Here is a 17393-nt window from a genome sequence, read left to right as displayed (position 1 = left end):
CAAGCGACCAGCGATGTCATGAAAAATATGGCATGAGATCAAAATTAAATTTCACTTATTGGTGTCCAAAATATTGACTTAAATCCAGTCTTTGTTTTAGAAATAGTGCAAGATTTGATTTTATAATCAGCAGGTATCTCTCTATGCTGTTTCATTTTTATTGGCTTTTTGATTTTTGGCAGTTTGATATGACCATTTTCTAGCTTAATATTTCCGTTGACCATATTAGTTGTATAGGATTGTTTTGCTTTACGATTTTTGAACTTTGGAAAATCCGCATTTCCTTCAAAGAAATTCTTATAAGCAGTCTGTAAGTTCATTTGTGCATTTGCCAAAGCTAAAGAATCCACTTCTTTTAGGAATGGAAATTCACTTTTATATTTTGCAGGAGTCGGAAACTTTTGCTTTTTAAGCGATTCTTTATCATCCTTGAACTTTTCATACGTTTCTTTGCGTTCAGCTAACATCTTATAGAAAAATGACCGTTTTACTTCTATTGAATTAAAAATCTGGATGTAAATTGAAAATCTGGATGAAAAGGCAAAAAAAAATCGGGATAATTAATTTTCCAGAGCCTCGCTCAAGGGTATATTTTTATTTTGGCAGAGGCTCTATTGTAGACAAAGCGAACACAACCAAATGTCTTAGCTAATAATGCGGATTGTTCTTTGTTTGGTAACAAACGAAACTTGAAAGCTTTGTTTTGCTTGGCCATATCCATTCACCTCACTTTGTGCGAAAAAATTTCGTATATATTGATTATATTGTAAAAAATCCGTACAATCAATATGAGGTGATCATCATGAGAGAAGAGAAAGAACGTGTAGAAATTCATATGCCTAAGACGATATTAGAAAAATTGGAGCAATATCAAAAAGAAAATGGGATTCCAACTAGAACAGCCGCAATCTTAGAATTGTTGAGAAAAGGATTGGAAAAATAACTTTGGCTAAAGCCAACCGAAATTCATCTCCCACCTACTCATTGGTGCTATTCGCACCTTCACATTCCTTGAGGATGGGAGACTTCTTTCGGAAAGCCGTTAAATTGACTTCTTTTTATTATCATCGGAAAATAAAACATGTGGGAACAATGCATTTTCCGTTTAAGGAGAGGTTGAATTTGAAAACATTTTTTCGCAATTACAAATCCACTGCCATATTGCTGGCTGCCATCATCATTGGCGGCATTGCGGGCGTGGTTGCAGGCTCAAAAGCAGAGGTTGTAAAACCATTCGGGGATTTATTTTTAAATTTAATGTTTACAGTTATTATTCCGCTTGTGTTTTTCAGCATTTCTTCTGCCATCGCAAATATGGCCGGCCTTGGCCGTTTGGGCAAAATTTTAGGGAGCATCATTCTTGTGTTCCTTGGCACTTCCCTCTTGGCAGCCATCATTGGTTTTGGCGGCACTTTCATCATCAAGCCGCTTGCGCATACAGATACAACCGCCATAGAACAGATGATGGCAAAAGCAGACGGAAGCCGGCAAAGCGGCACCAATCCGTCTTTTCTCGAACAGCTTGTTCAAACATTCACAGTGCCTGATTTTCCAAATTTATTTAGCAAAACGAATATGCTTCAGCTGATTGTTTTTTCCGTTCTGTTCGGCCTGGCTACCACATTGGCCGGGGAGAAAGGAAAGCCGGTTGCTGCTTTTTTGGCATCGGGAACAGCCGTCATGATGAAATTTGTTAAAATCATCATGTATTATGCTCCAATCGGGCTCGGGTGTTACTTCGCTTCCATCATCGGCACACTCGGCCCGCAAATTTTGGAAGGATATGCGCGTTCGTTTGGTTTATACCTGATCTTAACGGTCATTTACTTTTTCGGCTTTTTTACCTTATATGCCTTTATGGCCGGGGGGGCAGAGGGGATCAAAGTTTTTTGGAAAAATGCGGTCCCCCCTTCTGTTACGGCTATTGCTACCTGTTCAAGTGCTGCCTGCATTCCGGTTAATTTGGAAACTGTTCAAAAAATGCATGTGCCTTCCGACATCGCGGAAACGGTGATTCCTTTAGGCGCGAACACGCATAAGGACGGCTCGGTGTTTGGCGGCGTGCTGAAAATCGTTTTTTTGTTCACCTTGTTCGGGAAAGATTTGACAAGCCTGCCCCATATGCTGGCTGTCATTGCCGTTGCATTTCTTGTCGGCGCGGTAATGGGGGCGATCCCAAGCGGCGGCATGATCGGGGAGATGCTGATTTTAAGCGTTTTTGGATTCCCGCCGGAGTCGCTTCCGATTATTGCAGTAATTAGTACGATTATTGATGTTCCGGCCACGCTTTTAAATTCGACCGGAAACACGGTAAGCGCCATGCTCGTTTCCCGGCTTGTTGAAGGAAAACACTGGCTCAGCCGCACGCAGTAAAAGAAAGAACCAGGCAGCCCGTTTCTCAGGCGGAAGCCGTGGAGTGCCGGAGAAGGAGCCGGATTTCCGCCGGTTTCTTAAAAGAACCGCTGTTTCAGAAAAAACATAATGGAAATGGAAAAACCGCCGGGGAAAATGATTTTCCCGGCGGTTTTTTGTTCAGGGTTGCCCGCAAAATTAGTTTTTCACAGCTGTTTCCTGTTTTTTGTACAGATTCAGCAAAGCTTCGTCCGCATATGTTTCGTCAACTGCGGCTTGTTCAACTGCATCATATGCCATCGTGTTGGTTACGATCACCATCGTTGTCGTGTCATAGCCGGCTTCTTTGATTTTTTCCGGGTCAAAGGTGCCGAGTACGTCACCCTTCCTGATGCGGTCCCCGGATTTTACATTGGAATGGAAGTGTTCCCCGTTTAAGTTGACGGTATCGATGCCGACGTGGATCAATACTTCCGCTCCGCGGTCGGATTGCAGGCCGTATGCGTGGCCGGTCGGAAAAGCAACGGATACTTGCCCGTCAAACGGGGCTACCACTTTTCCTTCTTCCGGCACAACGCCAACCCCTTTCCCCATCGCTTCCGAGCTGAAAACAGGGTCATTCACAGAGGTTAACGGAACAACGCGGCCCTTTACCGGATTATAGACAATTTCGTTCAGTTCCATGCCGGCCGTATCCACTTTCGGCAGTTCTTTTTGTCCCGATTCCATCTTGCTTTCCACAGCTGTCGTTTTCTTTTCCGTCAGGCTTTTCTTGCCCATTTGGACATTTGCGAGCATTTTTTCATTGTTTTCTTCATTAAAACCGAAAATCAATACAAGTACGAATGCAATCGCCCATGCGGCAATACCCGCAACGACTTCCATGGCAACGCTTGAACCTTTGCCGATAAACAGCGGAAGTTCAAAGAAATTCATAATCGGCGTGTACTGGAAAGCTTTTACACCGGCAAAACCGGCAATGGCGCCGCCGATCGCACTGCCGGCCAAACCGAAAATAAAACCTTTTTTGTATTTCAAATTGATGCCGTATATCGCCGGCTCCGTAATGCCAAAGAAGTTACTGATTGCAGCGGAAACGGCGATTTCCCTGTTTTTCGATTTTTTTGCTTTAAAAATCGCGCCTGTCACCGCACCGAACTGTCCGAAGACGGCAACAAACATCATCGCCAGCAGCGTATCATAACCGTAGTTTTGAATGTTAATCAGTGAGATCGGCAAAATTCCCCAGTGCAGCCCGAAGACGACAAACACCTGGAACAGCCCGGCCAGAATAAATCCGGCAACAGCAGGGCTCAAGCTGTACAAGTATTGATAGCCGTAAGCAAGGCCCATGCCGATCGCATTGCCTAATGGGCCGATCACGATAAAAGTGAGGGCGCCGGCAACAAGCAATGTGAAAAACGGCACAAATACAAGCTGGGCAACAGCCGGTAAATGTTTCTTAAACCATCTTTCAATATAACTCATCATCCAAATAGCCAAAATGGTCGGGATTACCGCACCGCCGTACTGTTTAAAATTGATGGCGTACCCGGCAATGTGGCCGATTTTCGGAATGCTGCTGTCTGTCAGCGGGTAAATCATCGCGGCAGCAAGTGCAACAGAGATAAACCGGTTTGTATTAAACTTATCCGCCGCCGTAATTGCAATAAAAATCGGCAGCAATGTAAACACGCCGGTTGCGAGCGCGTCCAAGATGCTGTACCAGGCGGATGATTCGGACACGATATGGGTATTTGCCAAAAGGATGGCAACGCCTTTTAAAACACCGGCACCGGCCAGGACGGAGATAAACGGTGTGAAAATACCGGAAAGCACTGCCACAAAGCGGTCGAAAACATTGCCTTTTTCTTCGCTTTCTTCCGCCGCCGCATCGTTTTCAACCCCCGCATCGGAAGCCGTAAAATGATACTCATCCATAATGGCGTTATAAACTGGAACGACCTCATCCCCGATCACGACCTGGTACTGTCCGCCTGCATTCACCGCCGTAAGGACATTTGGCAAGCTTTCCAGCGTTTCTTTGTTTGCCTTGCCTGTATCTTTTAACCGGAAGCGCAAACGGGTGGCACAGTGCACAAGCGACTTTACATTATCAGGCCCTCCGACATTTTCCACAATATCGCGAGCAAGCTGTGCGTAATCTTTCTTTGCCATGCAAAATCCTCCTCAAATCATGATGGTTTCCGGAAACAGACGTGCAGCAATTCCCCGGGAAAATAAAAAGGCATGAGGAAAAAGCGGGAAGGCCGTGGCGGCTGCCACTCCCGGCATCTTTTTCACTCATGCCTGATCGAATCAGTAACACGTTATGATAACATTTGATTAATTTTTAATGTGGAACCCGTTTCAGACGCATGCTACCGGATAAAGGCTGCTGCATCGTACACCGGTTTTTCCTGTTTGCTGCATCATTCACAATTTCCATGACAAATTATAGCACCGCAGGCATCCCAGTTGCAAGAAAAAAATTAAAAAAGCATTTGGCATCCCGACATGAACAATGACGGCGTTTTGGCATTATTTAGCCTTTCATCACGCATGCCATGTATAATCAGGAGGCCTTTTATGATTCTATTTTGGATTGGATCCGCTGCAGGTGCATCGTCAGGTAAACGGCTTCTGCATCGTACACCGGTTTCTGTAATGCTTGCTGCATGATTTTGATCAATTTCCACGACAGGTTATAACACCGCGGGTATTCCTGTTGCAGGAAATGATTCAATTTCTCGGGCTCCTCCACTTTTTCCCCCGTCAGCACGCGGTCAATGGTATAGCGCAAATGGCGGACAAGGCGCATATAATGAATGCTGTCTTTGTCAAAAGTCATTTTAAATTCATGCTCAACGGTGGAAATGAGCTGCCCGATCAGATGGGAATGCCGGCTTAATTCAGAAAGCTGCTTATCCGTAACAGCACTGTGGATGTGCAGGGCAATAAACCCGGCTTCCCCTTCCGGCAAATAGACGTCCGTTGCTTCATTGATATAATCCACTACTTCGCGGGCAATTTCGTATTCGCGCGGATAGAGAATTTTCGTTTCGGCAACGAACGGATTTTTGACAGCCAGCCCTTTCCGGATCCGGTTGATCGCAAAAGCAATATGGTCTGTCAAGGCAACATGGATATGTTCATTTAAAGGAGAATCAGCCCGGCTGCGGATCATCTCAATGGCCGAAATGACCACTTCAAGGGTTTGATTATCAATAGAAGGAATCAGCTTCATATACTGTTCCTGTTCTGTTTCGTTCTTCAGCACAAACATTTTTTCAGCCGATGCCTGCGGGATGGCCTCCCCTTTTTTCCGGTTAAAACCAATCCCCTTTCCGATCAACACCGTTTCTTCATAGCGGGGGTGGGAGGCAACAAGTACATTATTGTTTAAAACCTTTTTGACGATAAAAGCTTCCATTTCAATCCCCCTCGGCTATAGTGCAATACGATTAGTTTAAATGAAATGCACCGGTTTTTCAATTTCTGCTGCCGAAAAAAAACTTGCAGAGCGCGCTCTGCAAGTTTTTTTCGGCACTATTTTAAGAAAATAAAATACAATAAGAAGACGACAAAGAAGAAATACATGACCGGATGGATTTCTTTGATTCTTCCTTTTACAATCATCGTAATCGGATAAAAGATGAAACCAATGGCAATCCCGGTTGCGATGCTGTAAGTGAGCGGCATGGTAATCAATGTAAGGAAAGCCGGGACGGCAATTTCGAATTTATCCCATTCAATATGCCGCAAGTTCGATACCATCAGCACACCGACAATGATCAGCGCCGGTGCTGTGACGTTTGAAGTAATGACCGACAAAAGCGGGAAGAAAAAGATTGATAGAATAAAGAAACAGGCCGTGACAAGAGAAGCAAATCCGGTTCTTGCCCCTGCGGCAACCCCTGACGAAGATTCAACAAAGGATGTTACCGTCGAAGTCCCGAGCACAGACCCGATGATGGTCGCAATGGAATCTGACAAAAGCGCCCGGCCTGCATTAGGCAGTTTGTTGTCTTTCATGAGCCCTGCCTGGTTTGCAACCGCCACAAGCGTTCCGGCATTATCAAAAAAGTCAACAAAGAAGAATGTTAAAATGGCGCCAATCATTTGCGCTGTCCAGAATGATGAATCCCCGAATGAACTGAACAACGCGCCGAACGTCGGGCTTAAACTCGGAACCGGACTGACGACTTGATGTGGCACCTTCAGCAATCCAAAAATCATGCCAACAATACTTGTAAGGATAATGCCGTAAAAAACGGAACCTTTTATCCCTCTTGTCATCAGGATAACAGTCACAACAATCCCGAAAATGGAGAGCAGAACAGGGCCTTTTGACAAATCCCCCAAAGTGACAAACGTTGCATTATCACCGACAATAATACCGGCATCTTTCAGCCCGATAAACGTAATGAACAGGCCGATGCCTGCGCCGATCGCGTGTTTTAACTGAACCGGAATGGCGTTAATCAATTTTTCGCGAATGCCCGTCAGTGTGAGCAGAAAGAAGAAAACGCCGGAAATAAAGACAGCGGCGAGTGCGTGCTGCCAGGGAATTTTGTAGCTCAGGACAACCGTATAAGCAAAAAAGGCATTCAGTCCCATGCCGGGAGCAAGCGCGAGCGGATATTTCCCGAAAAGCCCCATCACAATCGAACCGATCGCGGAAGCAATTGCGGTGGCCACAAATACAGCCCCCTGGTCCATATGCATAGAATCCGGAAGCCCCTTTACGCTGGCAAGCGATAATGTCAGCGGGTTTACGGCTAAAATATAGGCCATTGCCAAAAAGGTTGTCAGTCCCCCGATAAATTCCTGGCGGTAGCTTGTCCCCAGTTTTTCAAACTCAAAATAGTTCTTCATTTTGCCTTATCCCTCCTGTGGAATTTCCCAAATCGCCATAACAGAAAAACGTTCCGAACGTAAACGCCCGAAACGCTAGACTTAAGGAATGAGGAGGGGCAAAGGTTGCTATTTTTATACGATTGCCCTCTGACTCTATCTCATTACCTCGTAGTCAAGCTATTTACGGCAGCTTGGTAGAAACGTTCAGGCCATATCCCTGAATATATACGATGGTATTGCATAGTAAATTGACAAGATTGATTGTAACGGGAAAATGAAAAGAAGTCAATAGAAAACACGAACATTTTCTTCTTGTTTCGGGTTAACATTCGTTCATTTGCGGGCCGCTTTTTTGTTGAAAATAAAATTTTCGGGCTGGCAGGGAACCGGTTTTTCAGTTATCCGCCCCCGATTCACGCAATAGCAGGCCCTATTTTTTGCTTTTCGCCAGTTGCAGGACAGGGCATCATCCCTTAGAATAAGCATATATTCGACAAAGGAGGCGGAAAAATGGCGGAAGTCACAAACGAAATGCTGCTTACGGCCATCAAAGAACTGTCCGGCGAAGTCCTTTCAATGAAGGCAGAGATGAAAGAAATGAAAACGGACATCGCCGGGCTGAAACAGGATGTTGCAGGGCTAAAAGAAGATGTTGCAGGGCTAAAAGAAGATGTTGCAGGGCTGAAACAGGATGTTGCAGGGCTGAAACAGGATGTTGCAGGGCTGAAACAGGATGTCGCTTCCCTGAAAAGCGAGATGGCGGAAGTAAAACAGGATATCGCAGACATGAAAAAAGATATAAGCAGCCTTGACAGCAATTATGGCAGGCTGGATGATAAAATGGATGTCTTATTCGAAGATATCATGAATGTCAAAGCGGATATCCGCCGCTTGAAAAAAGTCTGATAAGAAGCCCCATTTTTGCGCAGCGGATCGCCTGCGTTTTTTCTTTTTTCAAAAACCCCGCCATTTCACACAGAAGGAACCATGCCGGCAGGCAGGACACCTCCTTTTTCCTTTAAAAACCCCGTGCCCAAAGGCGGGCCGGATCTACTGCTGGTACTGGGCCTCGTGCAGTTTTGCAAAAATCCCCCCGCGGGTAAGGAGCTCATCATGGCGCCCTTGTTCGGCAATCCCGTCCCTGGTGACAACAACAATCCGGTCAGCATTGCGAATGGTCGCCAGCCGGTGCGCAATGACAAGCGTTGTCCGGTCTTTTGCCAGTTCATCCAATGCCGCCTGGATTTGCCTTTCGGTTTCCGTATCAAGGGCAGATGTAGCCTCATCCAGGATTAAGATGGGCGGGTTTTTCAAAAACATGCGCGCAATCGCCAGCCGCTGCTTTTGCCCGCCGGAAAGCTTAAGGCCGCGTTCGCCGATTTGCGTATCAAACCCGCCAGGAAGCGCACGGATGACCTCTTCCAAATGGGCGCGCCGGGCTGCTTCTTCAATTTCTTCATCTGTAGCATCCAATTTTCCATACGCAATGTTTTCGCGGATGGTGCCGGCAAAAAGAAAGACATCCTGCTGGACAATGCCAATCTGCGAGCGGAGCGATTTTTTCGTCATATTGCGGATATCCATGCCGTCAATGGCAATGCTGCCGCTGTCCACATCGTAAAAGCGCGGGATCAGGGAGCAGATGGTCGTTTTCCCTGCACCCGAAGGCCCGACAAATGCAACCGTCTCCCCGGCGCGAATTTTGAGATTCAGCCCCTTTAACACAGGCTGGCCGCCCGGATAAGCGAAGCTGACATTGTTGAACGCGATGTTGCCGTTTAACACCGGAACTTCGACCGCATTTTCCCTGTCCCGGACGTCCGGCGTGCGGTCCAGTAATTCCGTAAACCGTTTAAACCCGGCCATCCCTTTCGGATACAGCTCCATGATCGCACTGATTTTATCAATCGGCTTGAACAGCACATTCACATACAGCACAAAGCCGACCAGCTCGCCGTATTTCAATTCCCCGCTGTATACCAGCCATGCCCCGTATACAAGGACGGCAAGGACGATCAGCCGGCTCATCATATACGTGCTGGAATTGGTCAGCGCCATCGTTTTATACGCAAGCAATTTCGCTTTCCGGAACCGTTTGTTATTTTTCTGGAACTGCGTGATTTCATAATTTTCATTCGTAAATGACTGGACGACGCGGACCCCTGCCACACTGTCCTCGACACGCGCATTCACTTCGGCAATCTCGCCGTACATTTTGCCCCATGCCTCGTTCATTTTCATATTGCAATACGTGATGATCCAGACCAAAAACGGCACAATAATAAGGGTGACAAAAGCCAGTTTGGCATTGACCATAAACATAATGCAAAACGCGCCGAGAAACGTCATGACGGCAATAAAAGCATCTTCCGGACCGTGGTGGGCAAGTTCGCCGATGTCAAAAAGATCGTTTGTGATCCTGCTCATGACGTGGCCGGTTTTCACATTATCAAAAAATGAAAAAGACTGCCGCTGCACGTGTACAAACAATTCTTTGCGCATATCCGTTTCAATATTGATGCCGAGCTGATGCCCCCAGTAGGTGACGATGTACTGCAAATATGTGCTGATCAAATAGAGGAAAAGCAGCGCGATGCTGACGCTCGTAATCGTTGCCCATTTTCCGCTCGGCAGCAGGGTGTCAATAAACCACTGGACACAAAGCGGAAAGGCCAGTTCAAAAACAGCGACAATCACCGCGCTCGTAAAATCCAGAATAAACAGCTTTTTATGCGGCAAATAATAGGAAAAAAAGCGGCGTAACATATGTCCCCTCCTGTCAAAAAATTAGTTGGAAGCATTCCGTGTAGAAACAAGCCATTTTCTCTTTGCAATCACGGCCAGCCGGACTGAAAACACAATGGCCAGCACCGTCAGCGCAGCGATCATCAGCACAACCCCGTTCCATCCGAGCCGGCTGTAGAACACGCCCCCGACTGTCCCGCCGATGCTCGAGCCGATATAATAAAAGAATAAGTACAATCCGGAAGCCTGCGCTTTATCATGGGAGGAAAGGCGGCCAACCCAGCCGCTTGCGATCGAATGGCCGGCAAAAAAGCCGAATGTGAACACGGCAATGCCAAAAATTTTCAGCCATAAAGATGGAACAAGCGTAATCGAGGCCCCCAGGAGCACAATAAGGAGCGAAAGCTGCAAAATTTTCCGCCTGCCGTGCCGGTCCGCAAGCATCCCCATCCATGCCGAGCTGAATGTACCGACAAGGTAGACGATAAAAATGAAGCCGACGACCGTCTGGCTCAGCGAATACGGCGGCGCAATTAGCTGGAATCCGATGTAATTATACAGCGAAACAAAGCTCCCCATTAATAAAAATCCAATCAAAAACAAATAAATCAGGCCCGGTTCCGCAAGCTGGCGGACAAGGCTTCCCGCCAGTTTCCCGATTTCAAACTTCCGGGCAGTAAAGTGGGAAGACGGCGGCAGCACGGCCCAGAACAGGATGCTTGCGAGCAGGCTGATCACCCCGATCGACGCCAGCGCCACATGCCAATTGAAAAAGTCGGTCAAAGTTCCGCAGATGATCCGCCCTGCCATGCCCCCGATCGAATTCCCGCTGATATATAACCCCATCGCAAGTCCGAGGCTTGACGGCAAAATCTCTTCCCCCAGGTATGCCATGGCAACAGCCGGCAGCCCGGCAAGCACAAGGCCCTGCAGCACCCGGCAGACAATCAGCAAATGATAAGTCGGGGCAAAAGCGGTCAGGATGCAGAGGGCAGACGAAGCAATCAGTGAAAAAGACATCACGGATTTTCGCCCGAACACTTCCGACAACGATCCGGCAATCAGCATGCTCACGGAAAGCGTTACGGTGGTAGAAGACAGGCTCAGGCTCGACATTGTCGGCGACAGGTGAAACTGCCTGGCAATATCCGGCAGAAGCGGCTGCATCCCCCAGAGAATCGCAAACGTATTGAATCCCCCGGCAAATAGCGCAAGATTTGCCAGGCGGAATTTTCTTGTCCCTTGCTCGATGTATTTCATGTCTGCACAAACCCCTTTGCTGCAAATTCCAAAAATTCCGTACCATACTATCTATCATAACCTTTTTTTCTTTCTGTTCCAATCATTCAATCCCACACGCCCATGCCGCAAAGAATGCGCCCGCAAAATAGAAAGAACAAAGCGGAAAGATAAAAAACAGAATGTATGCCGGGTGCAATTCAGCTATAATGGAAAGAAGAAAAGGCGGGGCCAGAGGGAAAAGGATGGATAAAATTAAAATTGTGATTGCCGATGACAATTCCTTTATACGCGAAGGGTTAAAAATCATTTTATCGTCATACGAAGAGGTATGTGTCAAGTTTTTCTCGATAAGGTTTAAATATCGGGATTCCAAGACACTCTTTTTGTACACTTTCGTATAGATTGATAACGGGGGTGTTGATGCGCGCGAAATTCACTCGCTTTCCGCGGGCGGCCAGCGAGCCTCCTCGCTCGTACCTCGCTGCGGGGTCTCTCCTGGCTCGCTTTTCCCGCAGGAGTCTCGTAAATTTCGCGCGCCTCAACGATCAGTCCCCCACATACCAGGCTTAAAACGAAAGCTCTACTATTTTGCTTAAATGCCCCATTGCCGATGAACGGCTTGAATGCAGGGAAACTGATCCGTGCTTTACGCCGATTGACGGGCGTACAGGCTGCTTGAATCGTTGAGACATCCTGATGGATTGTTGCAAGCTCCGTTGCTTTCTCGCGCTTCTTGAACGGTGTTTCAGATAGGTTTCCTGCAATGTCCCGTTAAGCTCACCTTTACCATGGCTTCGGCGCCAGCTTTACTCCAATGCATCCCCTTTTTCTTCATTCTTCTCAAATACGTCCCCAACCCATTGTGTAAAAACTTTTTGCATCAGAATTTTAACCTGTTCTTCAAATTCAATAAGACTCTTTGTATCCTTTAATAATCCAGCAATTATTGATATAATATCCATGGGAAGACCTCTCTCTAGATGTTCATTTCATGGTGTACATTTAGATGATAGAGTGTCTTCCTATTTTTTCCACTCATCTGCCCCTGCGAGTAAAATTTTACACATACAATGTTTAAACCGGGCCGGGCTGGTTTTCTTCCCTGTTTCTTTTAATCTTCTCCCTGTAAATGGTCCCATAAATATTCGTCTCCTTTTATATCCACCTGAGTGCTTAGAAATTTCCTATTTTATGCATCCTGCTGAAATCTACGGAACCGCTTGCAAAAATACACCAATCTTTAACATTTTCTCCCGTATCGCTTTGATACAATTAAAGTAGGATAAATATTTGGAAGAATTCAAAAGGGAGGGGTCAAAATGAATGCTGCCAACCAGCAAACGAAGAAGATGAAATGGCAATGGGTTTGGATCGCTACTGCTTTTGCCGCTCTGATTGCGATTACGCTTCTCCCGCATACGAAAGGCCTGCCGGTAGCCGGCCAACGTGCACTCGCCATCCTTGCCTTCGCCCTGATTTTATGGGTGACGGAAGCCGTTTCCTATCAGGTCAGCGCCGCCATGATTGTCGGGTTAATTGCACTCTTGATCGGGCTTGCGCCAAGTATCCAGGATCCTGCACAAATGACGGGAACAGGCAATGCCCTGGCCATGGCTCTCAGCGGATTCAGCAGCTCTGCCGTTGCTCTTGTGGCCGCTGCCTTATTTCTGGCTGCTGCCATGCAGGTAACCAATCTTCATAAACGGCTTGCCCTCTGGATCTTGTCCCGTGTCGGCACGAAAACGAGCAACCTCGTCTTTGGCGCGATCCTTGTTTCCATCGTATTGGCATTTTTTGTCCCGAGCGCCACTGCCCGTGCCGGTGCCGTGGTCCCGATTTTACTCGGAATGGTGGCTGCATTCGGGCTGCCGAACAACAGCAAACTCGGCGCATTGCTGGTGATTACTTCCGTACAGGCAGTTTCCATTTGGAACATCGGCATCAAAACGGCGGCCGCCCAAAATATGGTCGCACTCGGGTTTATTCAAAAAGAATTTGAAACAGACATTACATGGAGTTCCTGGTTTTTATATGCCGCTCCGTGGGCAATCATCATGTCCATCCTTTTGTTTTTCGTGATGACCCACTTAATCAAGCCGGAAACAAAAGCCCTTGAGGCAGGAAAAGATTTAATCGAAAACCAATTAAAAGAACTCGGCCATTTAAAAGCTTCTGAGATCCGTTTAATCGTGATTTCCCTGCTTTTATTGCTTTTCTGGACGACGGAAGGAAAACTTCATCCTTTTGATACGACCACTGTAACAATTGTTGCGATTGGGATTTTACTGGCACCAAAGATCGGGGTTTTTGATTGGAAAACAGTTGAGCATCTCATTCCGTGGGGAACCGTGATCGTGTTTGCTGTCGGCATTTCGCTCGGTACGGTTTTGTTGGATACCCGCGGGGCACAGTGGCTGTCTAACAAAATATTCGGCTCGCTCGGTCTGGAAACGATGCCGCTCATCGCTACGATTGCCCTTGTAGCTTTGTTCACTATCCTGATTCATCTCGGCTTTGCGAGTGCGACTAGCCTGTCTTCAGCACTGATTCCGATCTTTATTGCACTCACCTCCACGATCCATCTGGGTGACAACCGGATCGGATTTGTCCTGATCCAGCAATTTGTCATCAGCATCGGTTTCCTGCTCCCGGTCAACTCGCCGCAAGCCATGCTTGCATACGGGACAGGCGCTTTTACGGCAAAAGATTTTCTGAAATCAGGCCTGCCGTTGACTATTATCGGTTATCTATTAGTCTTATTGTTCAGCATGACATACTGGAAATGGGTCGGATTGCTGTAAACAGGCTCTTTGATATAAAGGCAAATGGGGATGGTTTAATGGACAGCAACCGGGATATCATTTTGGAAAAAATCAGGAATAACCAGGCATGGTATGAATACGGCACTGCCCGGTTCAAAAAGATTTTGTCGGAGAATAAAGGAAAGATGCAGGCGGATGGCACACATTATTATGATGAAAAAACAGACCGGCTTGAGCAACAGCGTTATTACCGGAAAGCCCGAAAGCACCCTGCATCCGGCCCGGCGTTATTTGCACTTTACCATGATCTCGTGCAAAAAACGCACAAAAACCGGCTGCCGTACCATGTCAGCAAAAACCAGTATTTGGTACATGTGTGGGCCTGCATCCGGGCCATGAACGGCCGCGCGGCTCATTTTACGCCTAAAAAGAACAGGGGTTTCCCGGCCCCTGTTCTGCTTTTACTTTCCAATCCCCTTTATCTCCATTGCCTTCACCGGTAAAAAGGTTTCGCCGGTACTGAGGTAAGTCACCTTCACCTGGTCTCCTTCTTTCAAATAAATGGCCATTGGGACGGTATCCGAGCTGACGGTAAAGTTTTGTCCGCTAGCAAGCAGGAAGGAGACATTGGTATAATCGCCCGTTTTCTCTTTATAAACACGGAGCACCTTGCCGGAAACGGTTTTCGTTTCCGAACCCGATGAGCCGTCAACACTGCTGCCGCCGTGCCGGAGGGCAATTTTATACAACTTAAGCGCAGCATCGGGTGTCGAAGCATTCACCGAGATTTCCGGATTGGCCGCGGAAACGATAAAATACGTCTGCAGAAAACCGTTGGAATCGAGCACAGGCGTCAGCCAGCTGGCTTCGCCGTAAAAATTGTACAAAATCGGCATCGAGCCTTTCCATTTCTTCTCGATAAATTTTTTCTCGACAATTTGCAAATTGCCTTGCGAATCCATATACGATTCCTGCAAATTGCCTGTATAATATGTGGCCTTCCCGGTCCGCGCATTTGTGAGCGAATAGCCGAGCATCGAGTCCACATCTTTTTTCGGGCTCGTAAAATCGGTAAAATAATACATCGTCCCCTTATCATTAAAAATCGGGCTGACATTTGCTTCCGTTCCTTCATCCGTCGGGAGCTTCACATCCCGCTTGCCGAACAGCGTGTTCCAGTAACCGTGGACAAATTTGCCGAAATAACTGTTTTGCAGGCTGACGGCTTCCGGAGAAACAGCACCGTCAATAAAAGCAGGCGCCTGTTTTAAAGAATAGGACTTCATGGCCCCTGATTCCGGATCCACAAGTACAATGCCTTCCGCCTTAAATCCGTTCCTTGCCGATATAAAATGGCCGTAAGTCCGGATATAATACGATTTGCCGTGATCATCCACTTCCACTTGCGGCTCGCCGTAAAAAATCTTTTTCGGATAATGGAGGCGAATGTGGCGGGACAGGTTCTTCTGTAAGAAAGAAGAAGGCGTATAGCGCATATTTTGCTTTACAAATTTTGGATTGTCATCCGCATCTGTTGCGCTCATCACAAAATATCCGGGTGTTTCCCTGCCTTTTAGCCATTTAAAAAATCCGGAAAATTCCACCGGCGCAATATAAACGTATTTGCCGTTCACTTTCTGGATTTGCAGATTTCCCAACTGGTAATAACTTGCATTCGGAACCTGGCCGAATGACTTCTTCATTTTATTGCGCGCAAACTTCGGCGGCACGCTCGCCGGTGTTTCCCGCTCATCAAACGGCTCAATTTCCGTTTTTTGCGCCATTTTCGCTGTGTGATATTTTTCCCCGGCATTCCAAAGCGGCGCTGTCAGCATATACCCGGCGATGCCCAAGGAAACGAGCAAAACGAGCCCCTTTGCGAACTGTTCTTTTCCACTGGCGAGAAAAGCACCGGCAAGAGAAGCAAAAAACAGTGCCGGCCAGAAAACGGATGGATTTAAATCCCTTTTCGTCACGTAGAAAAAAACAGCAGAAAGTACCCACAGCAACAGAAATAAAGATAAAAATGTCTTCAATTTTTCTCCACTTTGCGGCTCGCCGGCATGTTTCAATTTTTTATCTGAAAAAGGAAATACCAGCACCGCGGCAACCATCGCAAAAATGGCCGTAAACATGATGAGTAACCCCACATCAACCACCCTTTCTGATCATCTATACGAAAAACCAGAAAAGAAGTTTCATTAAAATAGAAGATGGATGGCATGCGGGGGAGGAATTTCGAGACGGATGTTGTAAATCTCCAGTTTTAAGTCCCTCTGTTTTCCGCTTCTGATCGCAAAATGGATCTCGTGCAGTACAGGCAAAAAACCGACACTCAATCCATGCGGCCCGACAGCAGTAAAACAGCCAGCCAAATCGTCCATAAAAAGACCGGTCCTACCGTAACCGGAATCACGAAATAGCCGAAGTCAAAATGCAGACACGTGATGATGATGCCGAAAAAGGCGAGCAGACCGGACCATCGGGCAGAGGCAGAAAACCATTTCGGAAAGGTGCCGCCAGCCTGTTTCATCGTCATACCGTAGCAGAAAATGCCGATCCAGCTGCAGGCAAAACCGAAATAGCCGGACAACAACCCGAAGGAAAAAACCGCTTCCCACACTTTGACATCTGTGCCTTTGTTTCCGAGGATCGGGAGAATGGTTAATTCCGAAGCAAGGATCAATATCCAGACCGCTAGTGCCACAAATATCATCCCTGCGCCAAAATCAGCAGTTTTATTGTTCCTTGCCATGTATGTTTTACTTGCAGCAAGCCCGGCCAGCCACAAGCTGATCGCAATGAGCATGAGGATATGGTCGCCTATCCAAAACTGTGCATGCTTGAACGCGTGATAAGCTTTTTGAAGGTCATAAGGGTCGACAAGTGGCGGATGCAAAATCGTAGCGACAAGCATCAAAATTGCACCAAGCAAAATGAGCCAACCTTCCGGGTGTGCTTTTTTTAATAGATTCATCGTCAACCTCCACATTCAGGGTACTTTCCATTATTTTCCCCTTCGTGGCTTCGCTTCAAACCCGGCCCACCGTTATATAAATTGAACTTAAGTTTTTACATCAAGCCCGAGCATCCATTTGCATGAGAACTACTTTTGCGGCAGGCAACAGAACGGCAATATTTTGTTCATTATTCCTTAACATAGACGCGCTCTATGTGAAGAAAGGCCGTCGTTTTGCGCGTTTCCTTAACGTAGGCGGGCTCTACGTGAAGGAAGTTCGTCTTTTTTTCAAGCTTCCTTAACGTAGACGGATTAAGTCCGTATAATTGTGTAAAAAGAAGGAGTCATTTTATCAACTCTTGGCAACACTGTTTTCAACGACGATAAACAATGAAAAGAGGAGATAAAATGACTCACTTACAGTTTAACCTAAATTTGGATGTTTTAAAAGAAGCCATCATGACTTGTATGTG

General features: G+C 46.8%; 13 protein-coding genes, 4 pseudogenes and 1 riboswitch. Of the genes and pseudogenes, 6 read left to right on the top strand and 11 right to left on the bottom strand.

Annotation, left to right across the window (positions count from 1 at the left end; all coding sequences use genetic code 11):
- Positions 1–83: 83 nt before the first annotated feature.
- Positions 84–470, bottom strand: a pseudogene (locus tag IC21_RS13835) (RNA-guided endonuclease TnpB family protein); the annotation flags it as partial.
- Between the two features lie 143 nt (positions 471–613).
- A pseudogene (locus tag IC21_RS16455) lies at positions 614–715 on the bottom strand (helix-turn-helix domain-containing protein); the annotation flags it as partial.
- An 87-nt stretch (positions 716–802) separates the two neighbouring features.
- On the opposite strand from IC21_RS16455, the gene IC21_RS16450 reads away from it, so the two are divergent.
- Both IC21_RS16450 and IC21_RS13830 read left to right on the top strand, forming a co-directional pair.
- Positions 803–943 carry a ribbon-helix-helix domain-containing protein gene (locus IC21_RS16450; protein ID WP_013860635.1) on the top strand — a complete coding sequence of 47 codons (141 nt, stop codon included), beginning with the start codon at positions 803–805 and terminating at the stop codon, positions 941–943.
- Positions 944–1122: 179 nt separating this feature from the next.
- Positions 1123–2373: a dicarboxylate/amino acid:cation symporter gene (locus tag IC21_RS13830; protein ID WP_029143010.1), complete on the top strand. Its 1251-nt coding sequence runs from the start codon at positions 1123–1125 to the stop codon at positions 2371–2373.
- A 177-nt stretch (positions 2374–2550) separates the two neighbouring features.
- Here IC21_RS13830 and IC21_RS13825 read toward each other — a convergent pair whose 3' ends face one another.
- From IC21_RS13825 to IC21_RS13815, 3 genes are all read right to left on the bottom strand, one after another.
- Entirely contained in the window at positions 2551–4530 is a 1980-nt protein-coding gene (locus IC21_RS13825) for a beta-glucoside-specific PTS transporter subunit IIABC (protein WP_029143009.1), read from the bottom strand.
- Between the two features lie 409 nt (positions 4531–4939).
- A complete protein-coding gene (glcT, locus tag IC21_RS13820; RefSeq protein ID WP_017551443.1) occupies positions 4940–5785 on the bottom strand; it encodes a glucose PTS transporter transcription antiterminator GlcT in 846 nt (281 codons plus the stop codon).
- Positions 5786–5901: 116 nt separating this feature from the next.
- Positions 5902–7230 (bottom strand): NCS2 family permease, encoded by a 1329-nt coding sequence (locus IC21_RS13815; RefSeq protein WP_029143008.1) that lies wholly within the window; start codon positions 7228–7230, stop codon positions 5902–5904.
- Between the two features lie 131 nt (positions 7231–7361).
- Positions 7362–7463, bottom strand: a riboswitch (purine riboswitch).
- Between the two features lie 259 nt (positions 7464–7722).
- Here IC21_RS13815 and IC21_RS13810 point away from each other — a divergent pair.
- Positions 7723–8118 (top strand): coiled-coil domain-containing protein, encoded by a 396-nt coding sequence (locus IC21_RS13810; RefSeq protein ID WP_029143007.1) that lies wholly within the window; start codon positions 7723–7725, stop codon positions 8116–8118.
- Between the two features lie 144 nt (positions 8119–8262).
- Here IC21_RS13810 and IC21_RS13805 read toward each other — a convergent pair whose 3' ends face one another.
- The gene (locus tag IC21_RS13805; protein ID WP_029143105.1) at positions 8263–9978 is read right to left on the bottom strand and encodes an ABC transporter ATP-binding protein; all 1716 of its coding nucleotides are present in this window, start codon (positions 9976–9978) and stop codon (positions 8263–8265) included.
- Positions 9979–9999: 21 nt separating this feature from the next.
- Complete coding sequence (locus IC21_RS13800; RefSeq protein ID WP_029143104.1) at positions 10000–11217, bottom strand: MFS transporter; 1218 nt, start codon at positions 11215–11217, stop codon at positions 10000–10002.
- Positions 11218–11441: 224 nt separating this feature from the next.
- Between IC21_RS13800 and IC21_RS16795 the strand changes: the two are divergent.
- A pseudogene (locus IC21_RS16795) lies at positions 11442–11525 on the top strand (DNA-binding response regulator); the annotation flags it as partial.
- Positions 11526–11765: 240 nt separating this feature from the next.
- On the opposite strand, the pseudogene IC21_RS16790 reads toward IC21_RS16795, so the two are convergent.
- Both IC21_RS16790 and IC21_RS16785 read right to left on the bottom strand, forming a co-directional pair.
- Positions 11766–12037, bottom strand: a pseudogene (locus IC21_RS16790) (ISLre2 family transposase); the annotation flags it as partial.
- A complete protein-coding gene (locus IC21_RS16785) occupies positions 12006–12161 on the bottom strand; it encodes a hypothetical protein (RefSeq protein ID WP_013860619.1) in 156 nt (51 codons plus the stop codon). The gene IC21_RS16785 and the pseudogene IC21_RS16790, both read right to left, overlap by 32 nt.
- A gap of 357 nt (positions 12162–12518) precedes the next feature.
- Between IC21_RS16785 and IC21_RS13790 the strand changes: the two genes are divergently transcribed.
- Together IC21_RS13790 and IC21_RS13785 are read left to right on the top strand one after the other, a co-directional pair.
- On the top strand, positions 12519–14000 hold the full coding sequence (locus tag IC21_RS13790; RefSeq protein WP_035181036.1) for a DASS family sodium-coupled anion symporter: 1482 nt from the start codon (positions 12519–12521) through the stop codon (positions 13998–14000).
- Between the two features lie 38 nt (positions 14001–14038).
- The gene (locus IC21_RS13785; protein WP_029143060.1) at positions 14039–14464 is read left to right on the top strand and encodes a hypothetical protein; all 426 of its coding nucleotides are present in this window, start codon (positions 14039–14041) and stop codon (positions 14462–14464) included.
- Here the strand turns inward: IC21_RS13785 and IC21_RS13780 are convergent.
- Entirely contained in the window at positions 14423–16111 is a 1689-nt protein-coding gene (locus IC21_RS13780) for a hypothetical protein (RefSeq protein WP_029143059.1), read from the bottom strand. The two genes, IC21_RS13785 and IC21_RS13780, sit on opposite strands and share 42 nt — an antisense overlap.
- Positions 16112–16296: 185 nt before the next feature.
- Positions 16297–16938: a hypothetical protein gene (locus tag IC21_RS17435; protein ID WP_029143058.1), complete on the bottom strand. Its 642-nt coding sequence runs from the start codon at positions 16936–16938 to the stop codon at positions 16297–16299.
- Between the last annotated feature and the right edge of the window lie 455 nt (positions 16939–17393).

The sequence above is a fragment of the Heyndrickxia coagulans DSM 1 = ATCC 7050 genome (assembly GCF_000290615.1).
Lineage (GTDB): Bacteria > Bacillota > Bacilli > Bacillales > Bacillaceae_C > Weizmannia > Weizmannia coagulans.
The sequence above is the reverse complement of the archived record's forward strand: the minus strand, read 5'-3'. Positions and strand labels throughout refer to the sequence as shown.